This is a genomic window from Candidatus Eisenbacteria bacterium (assembly GCA_005893275.1).
Classification (GTDB): Bacteria; Eisenbacteria; RBG-16-71-46; order SZUA-252; family SZUA-252; genus WS-7.
Window position 1 is genome coordinate 1 of sequence record VBOW01000005.1, and the last position, 19,648, is coordinate 19,648.

General features: G+C 66.4%; 17 protein-coding genes, 1 tRNA gene and 1 rRNA gene. 17 read left to right on the plus strand and 2 right to left on the minus strand.

Going from position 1 to position 19,648, the window contains the following annotated elements:
- The 11 genes from E6K76_00360 to E6K76_00410 form a co-directional block, all read left to right on the plus strand.
- The coding region (locus E6K76_00360) for a hypothetical protein (GenBank protein TMQ60905.1) at positions 1-1,073 on the plus strand (1,073 nt) is incomplete at its 5' end.
- Positions 1,070-1,996 carry an N-acetylmuramic acid 6-phosphate etherase gene (gene murQ / locus E6K76_00365; protein TMQ60906.1) on the plus strand — a complete coding sequence of 309 codons (927 nt, stop codon included), beginning with the start codon at positions 1,070-1,072 and terminating at the stop codon, positions 1,994-1,996. The genes E6K76_00360 and murQ, both read left to right, overlap by 4 nt.
- A complete protein-coding gene (locus tag E6K76_00370) occupies positions 1,969-3,282 on the plus strand; it encodes an extracellular solute-binding protein (GenBank protein TMQ60907.1) in 1,314 nt (437 codons plus the stop codon). Before murQ ends, E6K76_00370 begins: the two co-directional genes overlap by 28 nt.
- Positions 3,279-4,148 (plus strand): sugar ABC transporter permease, encoded by an 870-nt coding sequence (locus E6K76_00375; protein ID TMQ60908.1) that lies wholly within the window; start codon positions 3,279-3,281, stop codon positions 4,146-4,148. Before E6K76_00370 ends, E6K76_00375 begins: the two co-directional genes overlap by 4 nt.
- A gap of 25 nt (positions 4,149-4,173) precedes the next feature.
- Positions 4,174-4,977, plus strand: a complete 804-nt coding sequence (locus E6K76_00380; GenBank protein ID TMQ60909.1) for a carbohydrate ABC transporter permease — start codon at positions 4,174-4,176, stop codon at positions 4,975-4,977.
- A complete protein-coding gene (locus E6K76_00385; GenBank protein ID TMQ60910.1) occupies positions 4,974-6,146 on the plus strand; it encodes an anhydro-N-acetylmuramic acid kinase in 1,173 nt (390 codons plus the stop codon). Before E6K76_00380 ends, E6K76_00385 begins: the two co-directional genes overlap by 4 nt.
- A gap of 106 nt (positions 6,147-6,252) precedes the next feature.
- Positions 6,253-7,476, plus strand: coding sequence for a SpoIID/LytB domain-containing protein (locus E6K76_00390; GenBank protein ID TMQ60911.1), 1,224 nt, complete (start codon positions 6,253-6,255; stop codon positions 7,474-7,476).
- A gap of 62 nt (positions 7,477-7,538) precedes the next feature.
- Positions 7,539-7,615, plus strand: a tRNA-Asp gene (locus E6K76_00395).
- A gap of 367 nt (positions 7,616-7,982) precedes the next feature.
- Complete coding sequence (gene speB / locus E6K76_00400) at positions 7,983-8,999, plus strand: agmatinase (protein TMQ60912.1); 1,017 nt, start codon at positions 7,983-7,985, stop codon at positions 8,997-8,999.
- 7 nt (positions 9,000-9,006) lie between these two features.
- Positions 9,007-10,182, plus strand: coding sequence for a class I SAM-dependent rRNA methyltransferase (locus E6K76_00405; GenBank protein TMQ60913.1), 1,176 nt, complete (start codon positions 9,007-9,009; stop codon positions 10,180-10,182).
- A gap of 43 nt (positions 10,183-10,225) precedes the next feature.
- A complete protein-coding gene (locus E6K76_00410) occupies positions 10,226-10,585 on the plus strand; it encodes a DUF1844 domain-containing protein (protein TMQ60914.1) in 360 nt (119 codons plus the stop codon).
- Here the strand turns inward: E6K76_00410 and mazG are convergent.
- Positions 10,582-11,592, minus strand: coding sequence for a nucleoside triphosphate pyrophosphohydrolase (gene mazG / locus E6K76_00415; protein ID TMQ60915.1), 1,011 nt, complete (start codon positions 11,590-11,592; stop codon positions 10,582-10,584). The genes E6K76_00410 and mazG overlap by 4 nt on opposite strands.
- Positions 11,593-11,594: 2 nt before the next feature.
- On the opposite strand from mazG, the gene alr reads away from it, so the two are divergent.
- From alr to E6K76_00435, 4 genes are read left to right on the plus strand one after another with little or no spacing between them, the layout of a single operon-like run.
- Complete coding sequence (gene alr, locus E6K76_00420; protein TMQ60916.1) at positions 11,595-12,836, plus strand: alanine racemase; 1,242 nt, start codon at positions 11,595-11,597, stop codon at positions 12,834-12,836.
- Positions 12,837-12,857: 21 nt separating this feature from the next.
- Positions 12,858-13,058 (plus strand): hypothetical protein, encoded by a 201-nt coding sequence (locus E6K76_00425; protein ID TMQ60917.1) that lies wholly within the window; start codon positions 12,858-12,860, stop codon positions 13,056-13,058.
- A 1-nt stretch (position 13,059) separates the two neighbouring features.
- Complete coding sequence (locus E6K76_00430) at positions 13,060-13,479, plus strand: cytidine deaminase (protein TMQ60918.1); 420 nt, start codon at positions 13,060-13,062, stop codon at positions 13,477-13,479.
- 16 nt (positions 13,480-13,495) lie between these two features.
- Complete coding sequence (locus tag E6K76_00435) at positions 13,496-14,791, plus strand: thymidine phosphorylase (protein ID TMQ60919.1); 1,296 nt, start codon at positions 13,496-13,498, stop codon at positions 14,789-14,791.
- 27 nt (positions 14,792-14,818) lie between these two features.
- On the opposite strand, the gene E6K76_00440 is transcribed toward E6K76_00435, so the two are convergent.
- On the minus strand, positions 14,819-16,969 hold the full coding sequence (locus E6K76_00440; protein ID TMQ60920.1) for a PBP1A family penicillin-binding protein: 2,151 nt from the start codon (positions 16,967-16,969) through the stop codon (positions 14,819-14,821).
- 109 nt (positions 16,970-17,078) lie between these two features.
- Between E6K76_00440 and E6K76_00445 the strand changes: the two genes are divergently transcribed.
- Both E6K76_00445 and E6K76_00450 read left to right on the plus strand, forming a co-directional pair.
- Positions 17,079-18,332 carry a tyrosine--tRNA ligase gene (locus tag E6K76_00445; protein ID TMQ60921.1) on the plus strand — a complete coding sequence of 418 codons (1,254 nt, stop codon included), beginning with the start codon at positions 17,079-17,081 and terminating at the stop codon, positions 18,330-18,332.
- A gap of 404 nt (positions 18,333-18,736) precedes the next feature.
- Positions 18,737-19,648, plus strand: a 16S ribosomal RNA gene (locus E6K76_00450); the annotation flags it as partial.

Consider the following 19,648-nt stretch of genomic DNA (forward strand, 5'->3'; position numbering starts at 1 on the left):
CGCATCAGGCGCGCTGGATCATGGGAGAGATCGTCGGCCAGGCCTATGTGAGGAATGCGAACTCAGGCGCGTTCTTTCAGCAAGCGATGAATCGGACCGTCGTCCTCCTCGGCGATCCCATGATCCGGATGGACGCGCTGCCTCCGCGCGTCTTCGAAGTGACCGTGGACGGAACCCCCTTCCCGGAAAATGGCCCCCTGACGAGCGACTCACCCAGCGCCAGCGTCGCCCTGGTCGCGAAAGTTCGCGATGAGGCGGGGCTCAAGAAAACCGATCTGGCGGAGCGCTCGGTCGCGACCGGGACGATCGCGCCGCTCGATTCCACGCTCTACTCGGTCGCGGTCTCGGACACGGGGCGCGCGCACACGCTCACGGCGAGCATCCGTCCGCGCATCGGAAACTACGACCTCCTGGTCCGCTCGACCGATACGAACGGCCGGGAGCAGGACTTCGCGCTGCAAGTGCGGACCACCGCGCGGTACCTGGCCAACGGGGTGGTCATGGTGAACGGCACGTTCGTCGAGTCGAACGCGGTCCTCCGCGCCGAGGTGACGACTCCGATCCCGGTGACCGCCGACTCGCTCACGCTCCTCCTGGATGGGGTCCCGCTCGCGAACGTCACGGAGACCGCGACGGACGCGACCGGGCGCCGCTGGGCGCTCGTCACCCTGGCCGAGGATCGCGGCCCCGGCCTCCACACGCTCGATGTCGAGATCAACGGGCGCGCCGGCGTCTTCCCGCAGGCCACCTTCAACGTGGAGACGAGCCTTGCGCTTCGCAGGGTCGTGGTCGTGAGCCCGAGGCTCATGGGCTCGGGTTGCGACGGCTCCGTGTTTCAGTTCGAGCTGAGCACTCCCGCCCCCAAAGTGGAGCTGCTCCTCATGACCGTCTCGGGGCGTCGGGTGGCATCGGTTCAGTGGCCCGGCAAAGCGGGCTTCAACGTCTATTGTTGGGACGGGCGAGATTCCCAGGGCAACACCACGGCGACCGGTCTCTACTTCTACCGGCTCACGGCGGTCGACGCCGCGGGGCACAAGGCCACCCAATCCGGACGCATGATCCGGAGCCGATGACCGACCGGCGAAGCGGCAGGGCGATCTTCCGCGAGCTGGGCCGGCTCGTCACCGAGCAGCGGAACCCGCGCTCGAAGAATCTCGACAGACTCACCACGACTCAGATTTTGAAGCTCATGAACCGCGAGGATCGGCGCGTTCCGGCCGCGGTCGGGCGCGAGATCCGCAACATCGCGCGCGCCGTCGATCTCATCGTGGGGCGGCTCAGGCGCGGGGGGAGGCTCTTCTACGTCGGCGCCGGGACGAGCGGCCGGCTTGGGGTGCTCGACGCGACGGAATGTCCCCCCACGTTCGGAACCCCGCGAACGCTGGTCCAGGGGATCATCGCCGGCGGCCGCCGCGCGCTGGTGCGATCGATCGAAGGGTCGGAAGACGACGCCAGGGCCGCGGCGGCCGCGCTCAAGAAACGACGGGTCGGCGAGCGGGATGTTGTGGTAGGGATCATGGCGAGTCGGCGCACGCCCTACGCCGTCGGCGCCCTCGCGTACGGGCGTACCGTCGGCGCCGCGACGATCGCGGTCACCGCGAATCCGGCCGGGGGGGCGCCGCTCCGTTGCGACGTGGTGATCGCGCCCAGGGTCGGTCCCGAGGTCTTGACCGGCTCCACGCGGCTCAAGGCGGGGACGGCGCAGAAGCTCGTTCTCAACATGCTCACGACGGGGTCGATGGTGCGGCTCGGCAAGGTCTACGAGAATCTCATGGTGGATCTCAAGACCGCGAGCCGGAAGCTCGAGGAGCGCACGAAGCGCGTCTTCATGAACGCGACCGGCGCGAGCTACGCGGAGACCGGGCGCTGGCTCAAACGCGCCGGAGGCTCTCTCAAGGTGGCCATCGTGATGCGCCGAGCGGGCGTGACCCGGGCGGAGGCGAAGAGGCGGCTCAAGGAGGCCCAGGGATGGGTTCGCGAGGCGATTCGGTCGTAGGGGGGCTTATGCCGTGGCGCGGGGGGCGGGCAGGGTGTGCGGGGCGCCGCCTGAGGCGGCTCGCGAGCGCCGCCTTCGCCCTGTCGCTCGCAGCGATACTGCCTCTCGTAGGCTGCGGCAAGCGCCCCTCCACGAAGCAGACGGTCGTCTTCTGGCAGTTCTCTCCCCTAAGCGCGATTCGACCGGTCCTCGACCGCTTCCAGCGGGAATTCCCCAACCTCGAAGTTCAGGTCGAGCAGCTCACGTGGCAGAGCGGCCGGGAGAAGATCGTCGCGGCGGTCGCCGCCGGGCGGCCACCCGACCTCTGCGAGATCGGGTCGACCTTTCTTCCCGGGCTCGTCGCCGACAGCACCCTGATCGATCTCACCGACAGCATTCCCGACCTGGTTCCCGCGCTCCGCGGCTGGGAGGTGGCGCGATTTCGCGGGCGGATCTACGCGATCCCGTGGATGGTCGGGACCCGCGTGCTCTACATGAACGGGGACCTCATGAAGCGCGCTGGGCTCTCGCCGCTCCGGCCGCCCGCGACGTGGGCCGAGCTCGCGCGGGCGGTCCAGCGCGTCGACGCGGTCGAGCCCGAAGCCAAGGGCTTCGGCATGAACTCCGGCGAGAGGGAGGTCCTCTTCAAGAAGTTCATGCCCTTCGCGTGGGGAAACGGCGGCGATATTCTGGATTCGACCCTCACGCGGAGCGTGGTCTTGAGCCCGCAGAATACCGAGGCGCTCCGGTATTACCTGAGCCTCAAACCGCACTCGCTTCTCGATCGCCAAGAAATGCTCGATGAAGCCTTCGCGCGGGGGCGGCTCGGCTTCATCATCTCGGGCCCCTGGATGCTTCGGAAGCTCCCCGAATCGGCGCCGCGGCTCCACTTCGAGGTGGCGCTGATGCCCCGTCCCGCCGAAGGGAAGGGATCGCCGGCCTCCTTCGCCGGCGCCGAAGCGCTGGGTATCTTCCGTAGCTCCAAGGAGAAAGGCCCCGCCCTCCAGCTCGCCCGCTTCCTCGCGCGCGAGGAAAATGCGATGCCGCTCTACATCGCGACCGGGAATGCGTTCCCCGCGGCCATCGCCGCCGAGCGGGACAGCTACTTCGTCTCGCATCCCCGCGACCGGATCTTCGTGGAGCAGCTCCGCACGGCGGTGGCTCCGCCCGTTCATCCGCGCTGGGTCGAAATCGAGGAGATCCTGAACGGAGAGCTGGAAGAGGCGATCTACGGCAAGAAGTCCGCCGAGGCGGCGCTCCGTTCCGCGGACTCCCGAATCGAGGCCCTCCTCAACCCGAAACCATGAGGAGCCGCGCCGCCCTAGGGCTTCTCCCGTGGTCCCTCTGCTTCGCGGTGTTCGGGCTGATCCCGCTTTTCGCGGCTCTCGTCCTGAGCTTCTACTCGATGAACCCGCTTCGTCCGGACCTCACGCACTGGATCGGCGCGATGAACTACACGCGCGCGCTCGGATCGCCGGCGTTCTGGCACGCGCTCCGCACAACGGGGATCTTCGTGGTGGGCACGCTTCCGGTGACGCTGGTCCTCGCCTACATCGTGGCCGCGCTCCTGGGACGGCTGCGGCGCGGAGAGGCGTTTTTCCGCGCCGCGATCTTCTTTCCGGCGACTCTCTCGATGGTCGTGATCTCGCTCGTGTTCAAGTCGCTCTACGCGGAGCAGGGCCTCTTGAACGGCTGGCTCGCGGGATTGGGACTTCCGCGGCTCCACTGGCTGCAGGATTCACGCTTGGCGCTCCCCTCCATCATGGCCATGGACGTGTGGGCGAGCGTCGGCTACTACGCGATCCTGATCCTCGCCGGGCGAAAGACGTTGCCGCTCGAGCAGCTGGAGGCGGCGCGGCTCGAAGGGTTGGGGCCCCTCGCAATCGAGCGGCGAATCGTGCTGCCGCATGTGAAACCCGTGATCCTCTTCGTGATCCTGCTCAATACGATCCGCTCGTTTCAGATCTTCATCGAGGTGTTCGTCCTCACCCGCGGCGGACCGCTCCAGAGCACGCTCACGCTCGTCTACCACCTCTACGAGCGCGCCTTCTATCACTTCGAGATGGGGTACGCTTGCGCGATCGCCTATATCCTGCTCCTCCTCGTGGGAGGGATCCTGCTCCTCCAGCGAAGGGTCCTCTCGCGGTCCACCGCCGGGGTGCCCACTCCGTGAGCCCTCCGACCGAGGCCTCCCCGCCGTGACCCGCGCCGGGTGGGCTCTTTCGGCGATCGCGCTCCTCTCGATCGCGCCCCTGATCTACATGGCCCGCGTCTCGCTCGGCGCGGGGGGCTCGCTTCCGATCGCTCCCTCCGATTGGTGGACCGGGGGCTTCACCCTGGAGCACTACCGCGCTTTGGCTTCCGGCGGCGGGATGGGGCGCTTCGCGATCAACTCCCTCATCGTCACGGGGATCGCCGTTCCGCTCCAGATTCTCCTGAGCGCCGCCGCGGGGCACGCGCTGGCACGCGGCCGCTTCGCGGGCAAGGGCGTCACCTTGGGGCTCGCCACCGCCTTTCTCATCCTCCCGCGGCAGGTGACCCTCGTTCCGCTCTATCTGCTCTTCGCGAAGCTGGGGCTTCTCGACACCTACGCGGGGCTCATCCTGCCCCATCTCGCGGATCCATTCGGCGTCCTGTTCATGGCGCACTACTACAAAACCTCCTCGCCCGAGCTCGAGGAGGCCGCGCGCACGGACGGGCTCAGCCCCCGCGCGATTTTCTGGAGGATCGTCCTGCCGCTCTCGGGTCCCGGCCTCGCGGTCGTCGGCGTGAACGGTTTTCTCACGACGTGGAACGCGTTCCTTCATCCGCTCGTTCTGACGACCTCCGAATCGATGCGCACGCTCCCGGTGGGGCTCGCGCTCTTCGCGCAAGGGGAGCACAGCGTGGACTGGGGCGCGCTTCTCGCGGGCTCGACCCTCACCACGGTTCCGGTCCTCCTTGCCTTCCTCCTCTTCCAGCGGCAGATCGTGGAGGGGATTCTCCAGGGGAGCGGAAGGTGAGCCGGGGCGACGCCGCGGGGTACGCCTGCGCGCTCGGCATCATGACCGGCACGTCCGCCGACGGCGCGGACGCTGCGCTCGTCACCGTGGAGCGTGGGCCCGCGCCGCGGCGGACCCGGCTCATCGCGTGGCATCACCAGGGCTATTCCCCGGCGCTCCGCGAGCGGGTGCTCGGCGCGCAGGAGGGGACCCTGGCGATGCGCGATCTCCTGGCGCTTCACGTCGAGCTGGGCCGCCACGCGGCCCTCGCCGCGGGCGGTGCCCTCAGGGCCAAGGAGGCGGCGGGGTTCATGCCCGAAGTCGTCGGGCTCCACGGCCAGACGGTCTTTCACGATCCGCAGGGAAAGCGTTCCGGGATCCCTCTCTCGATCCAGATCGGGGAGCCAACTGTGGTGGCCCACGCCCTCGGATGCCGGGTGGTTTCCAACTTTCGAATGTCGGATATTCTCGAGGGAGGGGAAGGCGCGCCGCTCGTGCCGCGATTCGACCTGAACCAGTTCGTCTCGGAGGCGAGCGACCGCGTGCTCTTGAACCTGGGCGGAATCGCCAACTTGACGCGACTCAAGCCCGCCGCGCGGGTGGAGGACGTCATCGCCTTCGATTGCGGGCCGGGAAACATGCTCCTCGATGCCATCATGGCCTCGGTCGGGCCCCACGGCTCGCGCTTCGACGCGGAAGGGGCCCAGGCCGCGCGCGGCGAGGCCGCGGAGGAAGTCGTCGAGGAATTCCTCGCCGACCCGTTCATCGCGCGGCGGCCGCCCAAGAGCGCGGGCCGGGAGGAATTCGGCGCGGCCTATCTCGAGCGTTTTCTCGCGCGCACCGCTACGCTATCCCTCCCCGACCGAATGCGGACGGCGGTCGAGATCACGGCCGGGGCGGTGGCGCGAGGGGTGGCTCTTTCGGGGAGCGGGAGGCCGGACGAGGTGTTGGTCTCAGGAGGGGGGGCTTTGAATCGGACCCTGCTCGGGGCGCTCGGGAGGGCCCTGCCGGCCTCGCGCCTGCTCACCAGCGAAACGCTGGGGGTTCCGGTCTTGGCCAAGGAGGCAATGGCCTTCGCGTTCCTGGCGTTCGAAACCATATCAGGGCGGCCCGGCAACGTACCTTCTGCAACCGGCGCCCGAAAGGAGGTCGTTCTTGGCTCGGTTACGCCCGCGCCCCGTCCGCGCTAGGGGCTTCCACGGACTCGCTCTGCCGCGGAGGCCAGGCGCGAGCCTCTCGCTCCTCCTTGCCGCCGCCTTCCTCATCGGCCTCGCCGGATGCGCGGGATACCGCCGAATGGAGCCTCCCCGCCCCCCCGATCAGGCCCGCCCCGCGCCGATCGATTGGCGGTCCGCGACGAGGCTTCGCGTCGGGCTCATCGTCGGCGCGCCGCGGCTTCGCATCTCGGGCTCGCGAGAATGGAAGCTCCGGCTCCTGCACGGGAAACAGATCGCGGACGGGGCCGCCGGGGCGAGGATTGTCGTGGCCCGCGAGGGCGCGGGAACGATCGACGTCTTCAGGGAGGGAGAGCCGGATCCGCTTTGGTCGGGCGGAGTTGCCGACACTTTGGAGCTCGTGCCCGAACGGGGAGGCTTCTCCGGCTGGAGCGGAAACTGGTATCGGGGCACCTTCCGCGTCCACGGCTCCTACCCGGAAGGATTGACGCTCGTGAACGAGGTCGCCTTGGAGAGCTATCTCCGCAGCGTGCTCCCCAATGAGATTGGAACCCCGCCCGAGTCCGACTTCGAGGCGGTCAAGGCCCAAGCGGTTGCCGCCCGTTCGTACACCCTGGCCTATCTGGGCCGCCGCGCCGAGCTTGGGTTCGATCTCCATGCCTCGGTGGAAGACCAGGTCTATGCGGGCAGAACCCTCGAGAACGAGCAGAGCGACCGGGCGCTCGAGGCCACGCGCGGCGAGGTCCTGCTCTCGGACGGCCGGCCGATACGAGCGCTCTATTCGTCGACGTGCGGGGGCCGGACCGCAAACGTCGAGGACGTGTGGCCCTGGAACTGGACCCCCTATTTACGGAGCGTTCGGGACGATTCTGGACCCGGCACCGAGCCCTACTGCGCCCTATCCTCGAACTTCCACTGGAGGGAGGAGTGGGACGCGGGGGCCTTTCTCGCCATGCTGCGCCAGTACGGCCCTCCGGAAAACGGGGCGGGGGCTGCGCTCACCGGAGATCTCCTGGACGTGCGCGTGGACAAGCGCTCCCGCTGTGGACGGGTGCAGGACCTCGCCGTGACCACGACCTCGGGGGATCTCGCGTTTCATGGCGACCGCATTCGTTGGGCGCTTCGCCGGCCCGGGACGAGCGCAATTCTACGGAGTATCTTCTTCAAGATAGGAGTCATCCGCGGCGAAGACGGAAACCCGGCCAAGGTCGTCGCGACCGGCGCGGGCAACGGGCACGGCATCGGGCTCTGCCAATGGGGCGCGATGGGCATGGCGCGAGCGGGTATGGACTACCGCGAAATCCTGAGTCACTATTACAAATCGACACGTCTCGAGCGGATGTAATGGCGTTGACCGGGTCCCGGAAGCCCGTTAGACTCCCGCTTCTGCATCGGACAAACCGCGGTGGGGTCGTAGTTCAGCTGGTTAGAACGCCTGCCTGTCACGCAGGAGGTCGCGGGTTCGAGTCCCGTCGGCCCCGCCATGTACCGCGCTATCCCGCACCGCCTTAGGCCGGGCCCCCGAGGCCGGAGACAAGAGCCGGCTTTCCCCCGCCGGGGTCTTCTTTCCCTATTGCTCCACGGATTCATCCGGAGCGATGCTTTTTCCGTTGACGGGAAATAGTCGCCTCCGTAATTTCCGGTCCGCGGTTTTTTCCGAGTTCGACGGTAGCGGCCTTGTCCACCCAGCTTGTGAGAGGATCTCGAAATGAAACGCAGAGGCTCCAGCCCGGAGCGAGAATTCCGCGGTTCCGCGCGGCACCGCTCGGAAGAGTGGGAAGAAGATCCGATCGGCCGCATGTACGATGACAACGAAGAGGAAGACTTAGAGGACGAGGAAGAGGACGAAGAATTGGAGGAGGAGGAAGACGAAGAGGATGTCGAAGACGAAGAGGAATACGCCGAGGACGAGGAGAGCGACGAGGAAGACGAGGATATCTGAAGCGCGCGCGACTTGAGGCTCCCGCACCCCTTCTCTTTCTAGGCTTGAGCCCGGCTGAGTGCCCCCTTAGCCGGGCTCGTGTCGTTCTTATCCCCGCGCCCTTCGATCAGACGACAAGCTACATGCCCGGGACGCGATTCGGGCCCGAGGCGATCCTCGAGGCGTCCCGCCAGGTCGAGCTCTACGACGAAGAGCTCGATACGGAGAGCTATCGGATCGGGATCGCCACTCTCGCGGAGATCGATGTGGAGCCCGGCAATCTTGCGGCCGGGCTGGACCGCCTCGAGGCTGTCGCCACGAAGCTCATCGACGCCGGGATCATCCCCTTCGCGCTGGGGGGCGAGCATTCGCTCACGATCGCCCCGGTCCGGGCTCTCCGGGAGCGCTACCCGGAGCTCTCGGTGCTTCAGCTCGACGCCCATCTCGATCTGCGCGCGGAGTACCAGGGAACGAAGCTGAGCCACGCCAGCGTCATGCGCCGGATCCGCGAGCTCGAGGTGCCTACCGTAGGGGTCGGGATCCGGAGCGTCTCGCGGGAGGAGGCGGATTACGTGCACGCCGAGAAGGCGCCGGTCTTTCTCGCGCGCGAAATCCGCGAGAAGGGTCTGCCGGTGGACGCGATCGTGGCCAAGCTGCGGAACCCGGTGTACGTGACGGTCGATCTCGACGCGTTCGATCCCTCCTACGTGCCGGGCGTGGGGACCCCGGAGCCGGGGGGCCTGACCTGGGAGGAGGGGCTCAAGCTCCTGCGGGCCGTATGCGAGAGACGGCAGGTCGTCGGGTGCGACATCGTCGAGCTATGTCCCATACCGGGCCAGCCGGCCTCCGATTTTTTCGCCGCGAAGCTCGCCAACAAGATGATCGGCTATCTCGGACTCTCTCCCGGTGAGCCTCCGCGCAAGCACCTCCGAGGTTCTCATCGCTGAGGCGCCCATGCCGGTCGTCCGACTTGCGAAGAATCAAGAACGCAGGCTCCGATCTGGGCATCCCTGGGTCTTCAGCAACGAAATCGAATCGGTCGAGGACGGCTTGGAGGCCGGGACCGAGGTGGTCGTGGAGGATCATCGCGGCCTTCCGGTGGGAGTCGGTCTCTATAACCCGCATTCCCTGATCGCCGTTCGGCTCTACGCACGCCACGTGCGCGCGATCGACGCGGATCTCGTGCGGGACCGGATCGAATTGGCGCTGTCGCTCCGGCGCCGCATCCTGCCGGTCGAAGTCACGTACCGCCTCGTGCACGGCGAGGGGGACTACCTGCCGGGGCTCGTGGTCGATTGCTACGGCGACTACGTCTGCGTCCAGAGCCTGAGCGCAGGCATCGAGCGGCGGATCGAATGGATTCTGGACCTGCTCCAAGACATGCTGACGCCGCGCGGCATCTTGTGCCGCAGGGACTCTCAGGCGCGCACCCTCGAGGGTCTTCCCCCTCTCGAGCCGCTCGAGCGGGGGGAGATCCCGGAGCTGGCCGAGGTTCCCTACGAGGGGATCGTGCTCCAGAGCGATCTGCGCCGGGGCCAGAAGACGGGTGAGTTTCTCGATCAGCGCGAGAATCGAAAGCGCGTGGCTCGCGAGTCCCCTGGCCGCCAGATCCTGGATCTCTACTGCTACACCGGGATATTCTCGATTCAGTGCTGCATGGCCGGCGCGGCTGCGGTGCTCGGGATCGACAGCTCCGCGCCCGCGGTCGAGCGCGCGCGGAGCAATGCGAAGCGAAACGCCCCCGGCCGGGCCGTGGAGTTCCGCGTCGAAGAGGTCGAGCGGGCGCTCGACGGCTTCGAGCGGGAGGGAGCGCGGTTTGATATGATCGTCCTCGATCCGCCGGCGCTCGTGCGGAGCCGGAAGGCGCTCGCGGAAGGAGCGCGGAAGTACGTCGCAATCAATGCGGGCGCGCTCCGGCTGCTCAAGCCCGGCGGCACGCTTGCCACGGCGACGTGCTCCCATCATGTGGACGCGGTCGCATTCATCGAAATCCTTCGCGCCGCCGCAAAGACCGCGCGTACGGAGCTTCGCCTCGTCGACGTCCTGGGGCAGAGCCGGGACCACCCGGTCCTTCTCGCGGCACGAGAGACGTCGTACTTGACCATGGTGATTGCGGAACGGATTCGCTGAGCGGCCGGGCGTCGAGGCGCCTCGCGCCACGGGAGGGTTTCACGTGAGCGAGACAAGAGACGAGGGGAAAGAACCGATCAACGAGCGGGATCTCTTCCTGGGTCTCGTCCAATCGTTTCAGGCCGCCGCCATGCAGCAGATGGGCAAGGTGATGAACCCGTTCACCGAGAAGATCGAACGGGACATGGCGCAGGCCAAGCTCTCGATCGAGATGCTCGAGATGCTGAAAACGCGGACTTCCGGCAACTTGACCGGACAGGAGGCGCGTTTCCTGAACCACGTCCTGACCGAGCTTCGACTCAACTACGTTGCCGAAAGCGAGCGCGGCGAGGGGGAGGCCGCGAAGGAGTCCGGCACCCCCGAGGACCGGAAAAACCCCGCCAAGCCCGAAGGGCCGGCCTAGACTCTCTTCCTCCGCTTCTCCCGCGGCTCCCGTTTCTCCCGCTCCTCGAGCTTCACCGTCTCCCAAAGCCGGTCCAGCTCCGGCAGACCCGCTTCTTGGGGCGAGCGCCCCCGTTCGTGCAGAAGCTCCGAGACGCGGTCGAATCTCCTGCGGAACTTGTCCACGGCGAGGATCAGATGCGCTTCGGGATCCGATCGTACGAAGCGGGCCAGGTTGACCGCCGCGAATAGCAGATCGCCGATCTCCTCGGCGACGCGCTCCGGATGGCCGGCCCGGATCGCGCGCTCGGTCTCTTCGATTTCTTCGCGGAGCTTCGCGACCACGCCTTCCACGTTCTGCCAGTCGAAGCCGACGGAGGCGGCCTTCTCCTGGACCCGATACGCCTGGAGGAGGGCCGGCAGCCGTTCGGGGCTCCTTCCGAGGATCGATTCGTGTCCCGCCTCACGGCGTTTGCCCTCTTCCCACTGCCGCAAGACCCCCTGGGCGTCGAGGTCGCGGCGCTCGCCGAATACGTGCGGGTGCCGCGCGATCATCTTCACAATAATCTGGCGAATCAGCTCCGCGGGCTTCGAGCCCTCCTCCCGCTCGAACGTGACCGCGAGGAATACGACGAGGAACAGGAGATCACCCAGCTCCTCGCCGGTCGCGGCGCGGTCGCCGCGCGCGATCGCCTCTCCTATCTCGTGCGCTTCCTCGACCAGATAGGGGGAGAGCGTCTTCGAAGATTGCTCGCGATCCCAGGGGCAACCCTCCGGGCCCGAAAGGTGGCGTACCAGATCGAGCAGCTCCGCGGCGGCCGCCGCGAATTCCTCTCGGTCGGACGCAGGCGGGGGATTAGAGTGAATAGGGCTCACGCGCGAAGTGTAGTGGCACGGAGCGCCGGTGTCCACGGCACCCCGGCTGCGTAACCCGAGCGACATCGCGTCCGCCGCCCGCCGCGCGCGAGCGGCTGCTTGCGTCGTCGCGCGCCCTGTGGTACTCGTGACACGCCGGAGTCCCGGCGACATCTATGGAATTTCCTACCTGGGCCGAAGTAGATCTGGATCGATTCGGTCGGAACATCGCGGCGATTCGCGCCGCGATCGGTCCCGACTGCAAGATTCTGCTTGTCGTGAAAGCCGACGCCTACGGGCACGGAGCGATCGAGATCTCCCGGGCGGCGATCGAGGCCGGCGTCTCGATGCTGGGCGTCGCCACGCTGCACGAGGGCATCGAGCTTCGCTCTGCCGGGCTCAGCGCCCCGATCGTGATCCTGAGCCCGTCGCTCCTTTCCGAGGTCGACGAGATCATCGAGCACCACCTCACCCCCTGCGTCTCGAGCCTGGAATTCGCGGAGCTCCTGTCCCGCCGGTGCCTCGCGCACGAGGTGATCTCGCGCATCCACGTCGAGGTGGATACCGGGATGGGCCGGACGGGGGTTTCCGACGGCGACGCGTTCGAATTCCTGCAGCGCGTCGTCGCGATGCCGAATTTGAAGCTCGAGGGGGTATTCACGCATTTTCCGGACGCGGACTCCGGGAACACCTACTTCGCCGAAGGGCAGCTTCGCCGCTTCCACGAGATCCTGGACGCCCTCGCCCGGAGGAAGATCGAGGTTCCGATCCGTCACGCGGCGAATAGCGCGGGCATCCTCAGCCTTCCTCAGTCCAGACTCGACATGGTACGGCCGGGAATCCTCGCGTATGGCTTCTACCCCAGCAATCGCGTGCCGCCCGCGATCGAGGTCGAAGGGGTGATGTCCTTCAAGTCGCGCGTCGTGCAGCTGCGCTCGGTTCCGGCGGGTCGCTTCATCAGCTACGGCCGCACCTATCAGGCGAAGCGGGCCACGCGCATTGGAGTCCTCCCGGTCGGATACGGCCACGGCCTGCCGTGGCTCCTTTCGAACAGGGGAGAGGTCCTGATCCGCGGCCGGCGCGTTCCGATCGTCGGGCGCGTGACGATGGATCTCACCATGGTGGACGCGACCGAGGTCCCCGACGTGGCGCTGGGGGACGAGGCGGTCCTGTTCGGCGAGCAGGCAGGGGCGAGGGTCAGCCTCGAGGAGGTCGCGGAGCGCGCGGAGACGATTCCCTACGAGATCCTGTGCAGCATGGGGAAGCGCGTCGTGCGGCTCTTCCTTCGCGAAGGAAAGCCCGCCAAGGTTCTCACCCTGGTGGGGGAACGCCATGAGTCGGAGGCCCTCGAAACATCGGGGGCGCGGCGCACGCGCAAGGTGCAGTATAAGAGCAGCCGCATTCCGTCCTCCGGCTAGAGCAGCGGACATGAGGGCGCGATGAATCAGCGCGATTATCAAGTCGGCGACCGGGTTCAGCATCCGGAGTTCGGCGTGGGGCTCGTGTTGGAAACCAAGGGCAAAGGCGAGCAGGCATCCGTCCTGGTCTCCTTCGACGACAAATCGAAACGAAAGCTCGCGGTCCGGTTCGCCAAGCTTACCCTCCTCACTCCCTCGCAAACCCGGGAGCCCGGGGCCTAGCGTGGTCGGGCGTCCGCCTGCCGCGCTCCCACCCGTCGAACTCTTGCATCAGGCGAGGGCGCTCCTCGAGCGGAGCATCGCGCCCCACTCTCGATTTCGCGTCGCCGCGCTCCTCGAGGATGCGGCCGGCGCGGTTCACCCCGGGGTGAACGTCGAGAGCGTGAGCTACGGCCTTTCGATTTGCGCGGAGAGGAGCGCGCTCTTCGGCGCCCTTTCCCGGGGCGCCTCGGGATTTCGCAGGATGGCCGTGGTCTCGGAGACCATGCGCCCGGTGCTGCCGTGCGGCGCCTGCAGGCAGGTGCTCCTCGAGCACGCTCCCGGCCTCACGCTCCTGGTCGAGCGCGCCGACGGATCCCCCGAGGAGCTGCCGCTGGCGGACCTGATGCCGCGCCCCTTCACCGAGTTCCAGGGCAGACGCTGAGGGGAGCGGCTCCCCTGTGAGAGACTTGATTCGCGCCAAGCGCGACGGCGCCACGCTCCCCCGCGGGGGGATCGGGCGCTGGATCCGCGGGGTCGCCGATGGTTCCATTCCCGACTACGAATCCGCGGCCCTCTTGATGGCGATCACGATCCGCGGCATGGATCGCGGCGAGACGGTCGCCCTGACCGAGGCCATGCTCCATTCGGGCCGGGTGCTGGAGTGGGAGGGGATCGGCCGGCCCACCGTCGACAAGCATTCCACCGGAGGGGTCGGGGACAAGGTCTCGATCGCCCTCGCGCCGTGGATCGCGGCCTGTGGAGCCGCCGTCCCCATGATCGTGGGCCGCGGGCTGGGGCACACCGGGGGAACGCGGGACAAGCTCGAGGCGATTCCCGGGTTTCGGACCCGCCTGAGCGCCGATGAGTTCTCCGCCCAGGCGCGGCGGATCGGGGTCGTCATCGCGGGACAGAGCGAGGATCTGGCCCCCGCGGACGGAAAACTCTACGCCCTGCGCGACGTGACGGCGACCGTCGAGAGCCGGCCGCTCATCGTCTCGAGCATCCTGAGCAAGAAGCTCGCGGCGGGCGCCTCGGGGATCGTCTTCGATGTGAAGTGCGGGCGCGGCGCGATCATGGAAACCCGGGAGGACGCGAAAGGCCTCGGGCGGGAGCTCGTGGAGGTCGCCCGCGAGCTGGGCCGCCGGGCGCGCGCGATCGTCACGGCGATGGACGAGCCGCTCGGGCTCACGATCGGGAACGCGAGCGAAACAGCGGAGGCGATTCGGGTCCTTCGAGGAGAGGGTCCTCCCGACGTGGTCGAGCTGTGCAGGCTCTTGGGCTCGGCGATGCTCGTTCTCTGCGGCGTGGCGCGGGAGCCGCGCGAAGGCGAAGCCCGCATGGATCGGGCGCTCGAATCCGGCGGCGCCATTCAGCGCGCCGAGGCCATGATCCAGGCCCAGGGAGGCGATCCGCGGGTCACGGCCGATCCCTCGATCCTGCCGCGGGCGCCCGTGGAAACGCCGGTGCGCGCGGATCGCCCGGGCTTCGTCGGCAGGATCGACTCGCGCGCCCTGGGGATGCTCCTCGTCGCGATGGGCGGGGGGAGGACCCTGATGGAGGACACGATCGACCACGCTGTGGGGATTCGGCTCCTTCGCAAGGCCGGGGACAGGATCGCCGCGGGCGAGGTGCTCGCGATCATCGAGGCCCGCCGGGAGGCTCCCGACTGGGCGGAAACGGCGAAGCGCGCGTACCCGATAGACGATGAGCCGCCTCCCCGGCAGCCTCTCGTGATCGCGGATCTGGGGAGCTGAGGACCCGGCGGGGGGCCCTGGGCAGGCTTAGAGCCTCAAGCGCTCGTCGGGAGGGGCTTCCGTATCCGTCTCGTGGAAATCGGGGACCTCCTGTGGAGGCTTCGCCGTTCCGGTGTGCACGTTGCAATAGCCGGTCGGCTCGCTTCCTTCCCGGAACAGCTCGATCTCGGTGCTGGGGCACCCGGGATTGGCAAGCAGGCCCGTCTCGACGCAGATCAGCCGGCTGACGACGCCGCTCGGCACGGGGAAGTCCTGCGCCGGTCGCCCCTTCGTCGCGGCGAGCATCACGTCTACCCAGATCGGAAGCGCGGCGGCGGCGCCCGTCATGCCGGGGCCGATCTTCTGCTTGCGGTCAAAGCCCACCCATACGCCCGAGACGACGCCGGGCACGTAGCCCACGAACCAGGCGTCCGTGTAGTCATCGGTCGTCCCGGTTTTCCCGGCCGCCGGCGCCGTGAAGCCGAGGGCGCGCGCCGAGGCGGCCGTGCCGTTCTCGACCACGCTCTCCATCATGCTCGTCATCGTGAGCGCCGTTTCCGGGCTCAGGACTTCCTCGGCCACGCTGCGGGACTGCTCGAGAATTTTTCCGTTCTTGTCCTCGACGCGGAGGATGTAGGTCGGCGTTACCCTCACGCCCTGGTTCGCGAAGACGCCGTAGGCGGAGGTCAGCTCGAGCAGGTTCACCTCCGACGTGCCGAGTGCTAAGGAGAGGTCGGGCAGGAGCCTGCTCTTGATCCCCATGCGCTTGGCATACGATGTCACGACCGAGGTGCCCAGCTTCTGCAGCAGCTTCGCCGCGGGAACGTTGACGGAATTCGCGAGCGCGCTCCGCAGGGTGACCGGTCCGCGGTACTTCTTGTCGTAGTTCTGCGGCGACCACTCCTCACCGTTCCCCGCGTTGAAGGAGACCGGCGTGTCGAGAATGATGTCGGTCGGGGAAAAACCGTTGTCGATGGCCGCCGTGTAGATGAAGGGTTTGAACGCCGAGCCGGGTTGGCGCGCCGCCTGGACCGCCCGGTTGAAGTTCGAATCGTTGAAGTCGCGCCCGCCCACGAGCGCCAGGATCTGTCCGCTCGAGGGTTCGAGCGATACGATCGCGCCCTGCAGATATTCGGTCTGATTGCGGTCACGAGCCGGAGCGTTGCCGGACTTGGCCGCCAGCACCGCGCGCGTCTTCTTGTACTGGTTTCGCTGCTCGAGCGCGGTCAGACGTTTCTCGAGCGCCTCCTCCGCCGCATGCTGGACGTCGATATCGATGGTGGTGTGTATGCGAAGCCCGCCCTCGTAGAGCTGGTTCGAGCCGTACCGCTCGTCCAGGTACTGCCGGACCATCTCCATGAAGTAGGGCGCCTCCTGGGCGTTGTAGCGCGTCTTCGTCACGCCGAGCGGGACCTCGCTTGCCTGCTCGTATTGCGCGCGGCTGATGAAGCGCGCCGCGAGCATCTGCGAGAGCACGAGATTCCGGCGCCTGAGCGCGCGGTCGGGATCCCGGCGCGGCGAGTAATCGCGGGGGTTCCGGGGCAGCCCCGCGAGCAGGGCGCATTCGGGGACCGTCAGCTCCTGGACGCGCTTCCCGAAAAAGACCTTGGCCGCCGCGTCGACGCCATAGGCGCCCTCGCCGAAGTAGATTTGATTGAAGTACATCTCGAGGATCTCGTCCTTGGTGTAGGTCTGCTCGATCCGGACCGCGAGCACGATCTCCTTGAGCTTTCGCGTCAGCGTCTTCTCGTGCGTGAGGAAGAGATTCCGCGCGAGCTGCTGCGTGATGGTGCTCCCCCCCTGCTCCGGGCGCCGCGCCACGATGTCGGTGACGAGGGCGCGCATGAGGCGAATGGGGTCGATGCCCCAGTGGGTGTAAAAGCGGCGGTCTTCGATCGCGAGGATCGCCTGCACGAGAGGCTTGGGAATATCCCGGAGCGGCACGATGGAGCGGTTCTCCTTGAAGAACTCGTGCACGAGCTTCTCGTTTCGGTCGTAGACCAGCGTCTTGACCGGCGGCGCGATCGTCTGAAGATTTGCCGGGGAAGGGAGGTCCTTGCGGAGCCAATTCCCGACTCCAATACCCACCCCGGCCACCCCGCAGAGCAGGATGACGACCACCGCGAATAGGAATTTCGTGACATGTCCCCAGCGTGGGCTCACGGCCGAAACCTCGTTGAAGGTGCGAACGGCCTGGATGGGCTTACGCTAGGTAACCCCCCCAGGTGGGTCAAGTGCCAAATCCCAGAGGGAGCCCCGGGGCGCCGCTCTTCCGCGGCAAGCCCAAACTTGGTAGGCTGCCGCCGCAATGCATCCGAAATCCAAGAACGCGGAAGTCGAGCGCCAGCTCGAGGTGATCCGCTCCGGAGTTGAAGAGCTGATTCCCGAGGACGAGCTCATCCGCAAGCTCGAGCGTTCGATCGCTTCGCGGAAGCCGCTCCGCGTCAAGCAGGGTTTCGATCCCACCGCCCCCGACATCCATCTCGGGCACACGATCGGCCTGAGAAAGCTTCGCCAATTCCAGGACCTCGGGCACCAGGTCGTGCTCATCGTCGGAAGCTACACCGCGCTCGTCGGGGACCCCAGCGGCCGCTCGCAGACGCGACCCACCCTCACGGAGGAGGCGGTCCTCGAGAACGCGCAAACCTACCTCGACCAGTTCTTCAAAGTCGTCGACAAAGATCGGACGGAAGTGCGCTGGAACGGCGAATGGTTCAAAGCCATGAGCTTCGTCGACGTTCTCAGGCTTACCTCCCGTTTCACCGTCGCTCGAATGCTCGAGCGCGACGACTTCGAGCACCGCTTCAAGCTCGGCGAGCCGATCAGCGTTCACGAGCTTCTCTACCCCCTCATGCAGGCCTACGACTCCGTCGTGATCCACGCCGACATCGAGATTGGGGCCACGGAGCAGAAGTTCAATCTTCTGACCGGCCGGGATATCCAGGCGGCCTACGGCGTCGAGCCTCAAATAATCCTGACGCTCCCCGTGCTCGAGGGCACCGACGGCGTGCGCCGCATGAGCAAGACCCTCGGCAACTACATCGGAATCACCGAGCCGCCGAAGGAGATCTATGGAAAGGTGATGAGCCTCCCCGATAAGCTCATCGAGCGTTACTTCCGCCTTGTGACCGATGCCACTTCCGCCGAGTGCGACGAGATCGCGCGCTCCCTTCGTCAGGCCGGGACGAATCCCATGACGTGGAAGAAGGCGCTCGCTCACCGGATCGTTCGGATGTACCACGGGCAGGGCGCTGCGGACTTCGCCCAGGGTGAATTCGAGAAGCAGTTTTCGCGCCGGGAGCTGCCGAGCGATTTGCCCACGGTGGAGGTGGAGGCCGGTGCATTTCGCGCTAGGGATCTCATGATGCGTGCATTTCCTAATACGTACACCGGGAGCAACGCCGGGAGCCTGTTCAAGCAGGGGGCCGTTTATGTGAATGGCGAGCGACTTACGGACGTTGCCAAGGAAATCCGGGTCGGCCGGGGACCCGGAGCGCAATCGGAGGTGATCATTAAGGTTGGGCGCAAGATCGCCCGGGTGGTGCCGAAGGGGCGCGGCTGAATCGGACCAACGGACAGGGCACCAAAATATGATTCGGCAAGGCCTTGACAGGTCGATCGCCTTGCACTATCTTCCTATTTGTTGGTTTTGATGGAGTAGAAAGCCGCAGTGCTCGTCGGCTGACTGCAAAAGCCAGTCCGCGTTCTCGCGTGGCATCAAGCCCGCTGTCTCTGCAGCCAAATTGGGCGTTGACAACTCTTAAGCATTCTCGGTAAGTTCAGGGTTCGGCCCTGAACGGCCGATTTCATGCGTGCGATTCGCGCGCGACCGATCTTTGAAAACAGAATAGCGCACGTTTGTGTTGTGGAGCCCTAGAGGATCCCTCTCGGTTTTCGGACCGAGAAGATCTCTTGTTAATTCGTCGCGTCCCCGAAGGGGAGCGATTCTTTGGTGTGAAATTACAGCGGAGAGTTTGATCCTGGCTCAGAACGAACGTTGGCGGCGTGGATTAGGCATGCAAGTCGAACGCGAAAGGGTAGCAATACCCGAGTAAAGTGGCGAACGGGTGAGTAACGCGTAGGAAACCTGCCTTCGAGTGGGGGATAACATTCCTAACGGGGTGCTAATACCGCATGAAACTGCGGGATCGCATGGTTCTGCAGTCAAAGGTGGCCTCTGTTTACAAGCTACCGCTCAAAGATGGTCCTGCGTCCCATTAGCTAGTTGGCGGGGTAATGGCCCACCAAGGCATCGATGGGTAGCCGATCTGAGAGGATGACCGGCCACACTGGGACTGAGATACGGCCCAGACTCCTACGGGAGGCAGCAGTCGAGAGGCTTCGGCAATGGGGGAAACCCTGACCGAGCGACGCCGCGTGGAGGATGAAGGCCCTTGGGTTGTAAACTCCTGTCATGTGGGAAGAACCCTCACGGCTCGAATAGGGCCGTGAGCTGACGGTACCACAAGAGGAAGCTCCGGCTAACTCCGTGCCAGCAGCCGCGGTAATACGGGGGGAGCAAACGTTGTTCGGAATCACTGGGCGTAAAGGGCGTGTAGGCGGCTGAATGAGTGGGATGTTAAATCCCCCGGCTCAACCGGGGAACTGCATTTCATACTGTTCAGCTTGAGTACAGCAGAGGAGACTGGAATTCCCGGTGTAGCGGTGAAATGCGTAGATATCGGGAGGAACACCAGTGGCGAAGGCGAGTCTCTGGGCTGATACTGACGCTGAGGCGCGAAAGCCAGGGGAGCAAACGGGATTAGATACCCCGGTAGTCCTGGCCGTAAACGTTGGGCACTAGGTGTTGGAGGCATCGACCCCTCCAGTGCCGCAGCTAACGCATTAAGTGCCCCGCCTGGGGAGTACGGCCGCAAG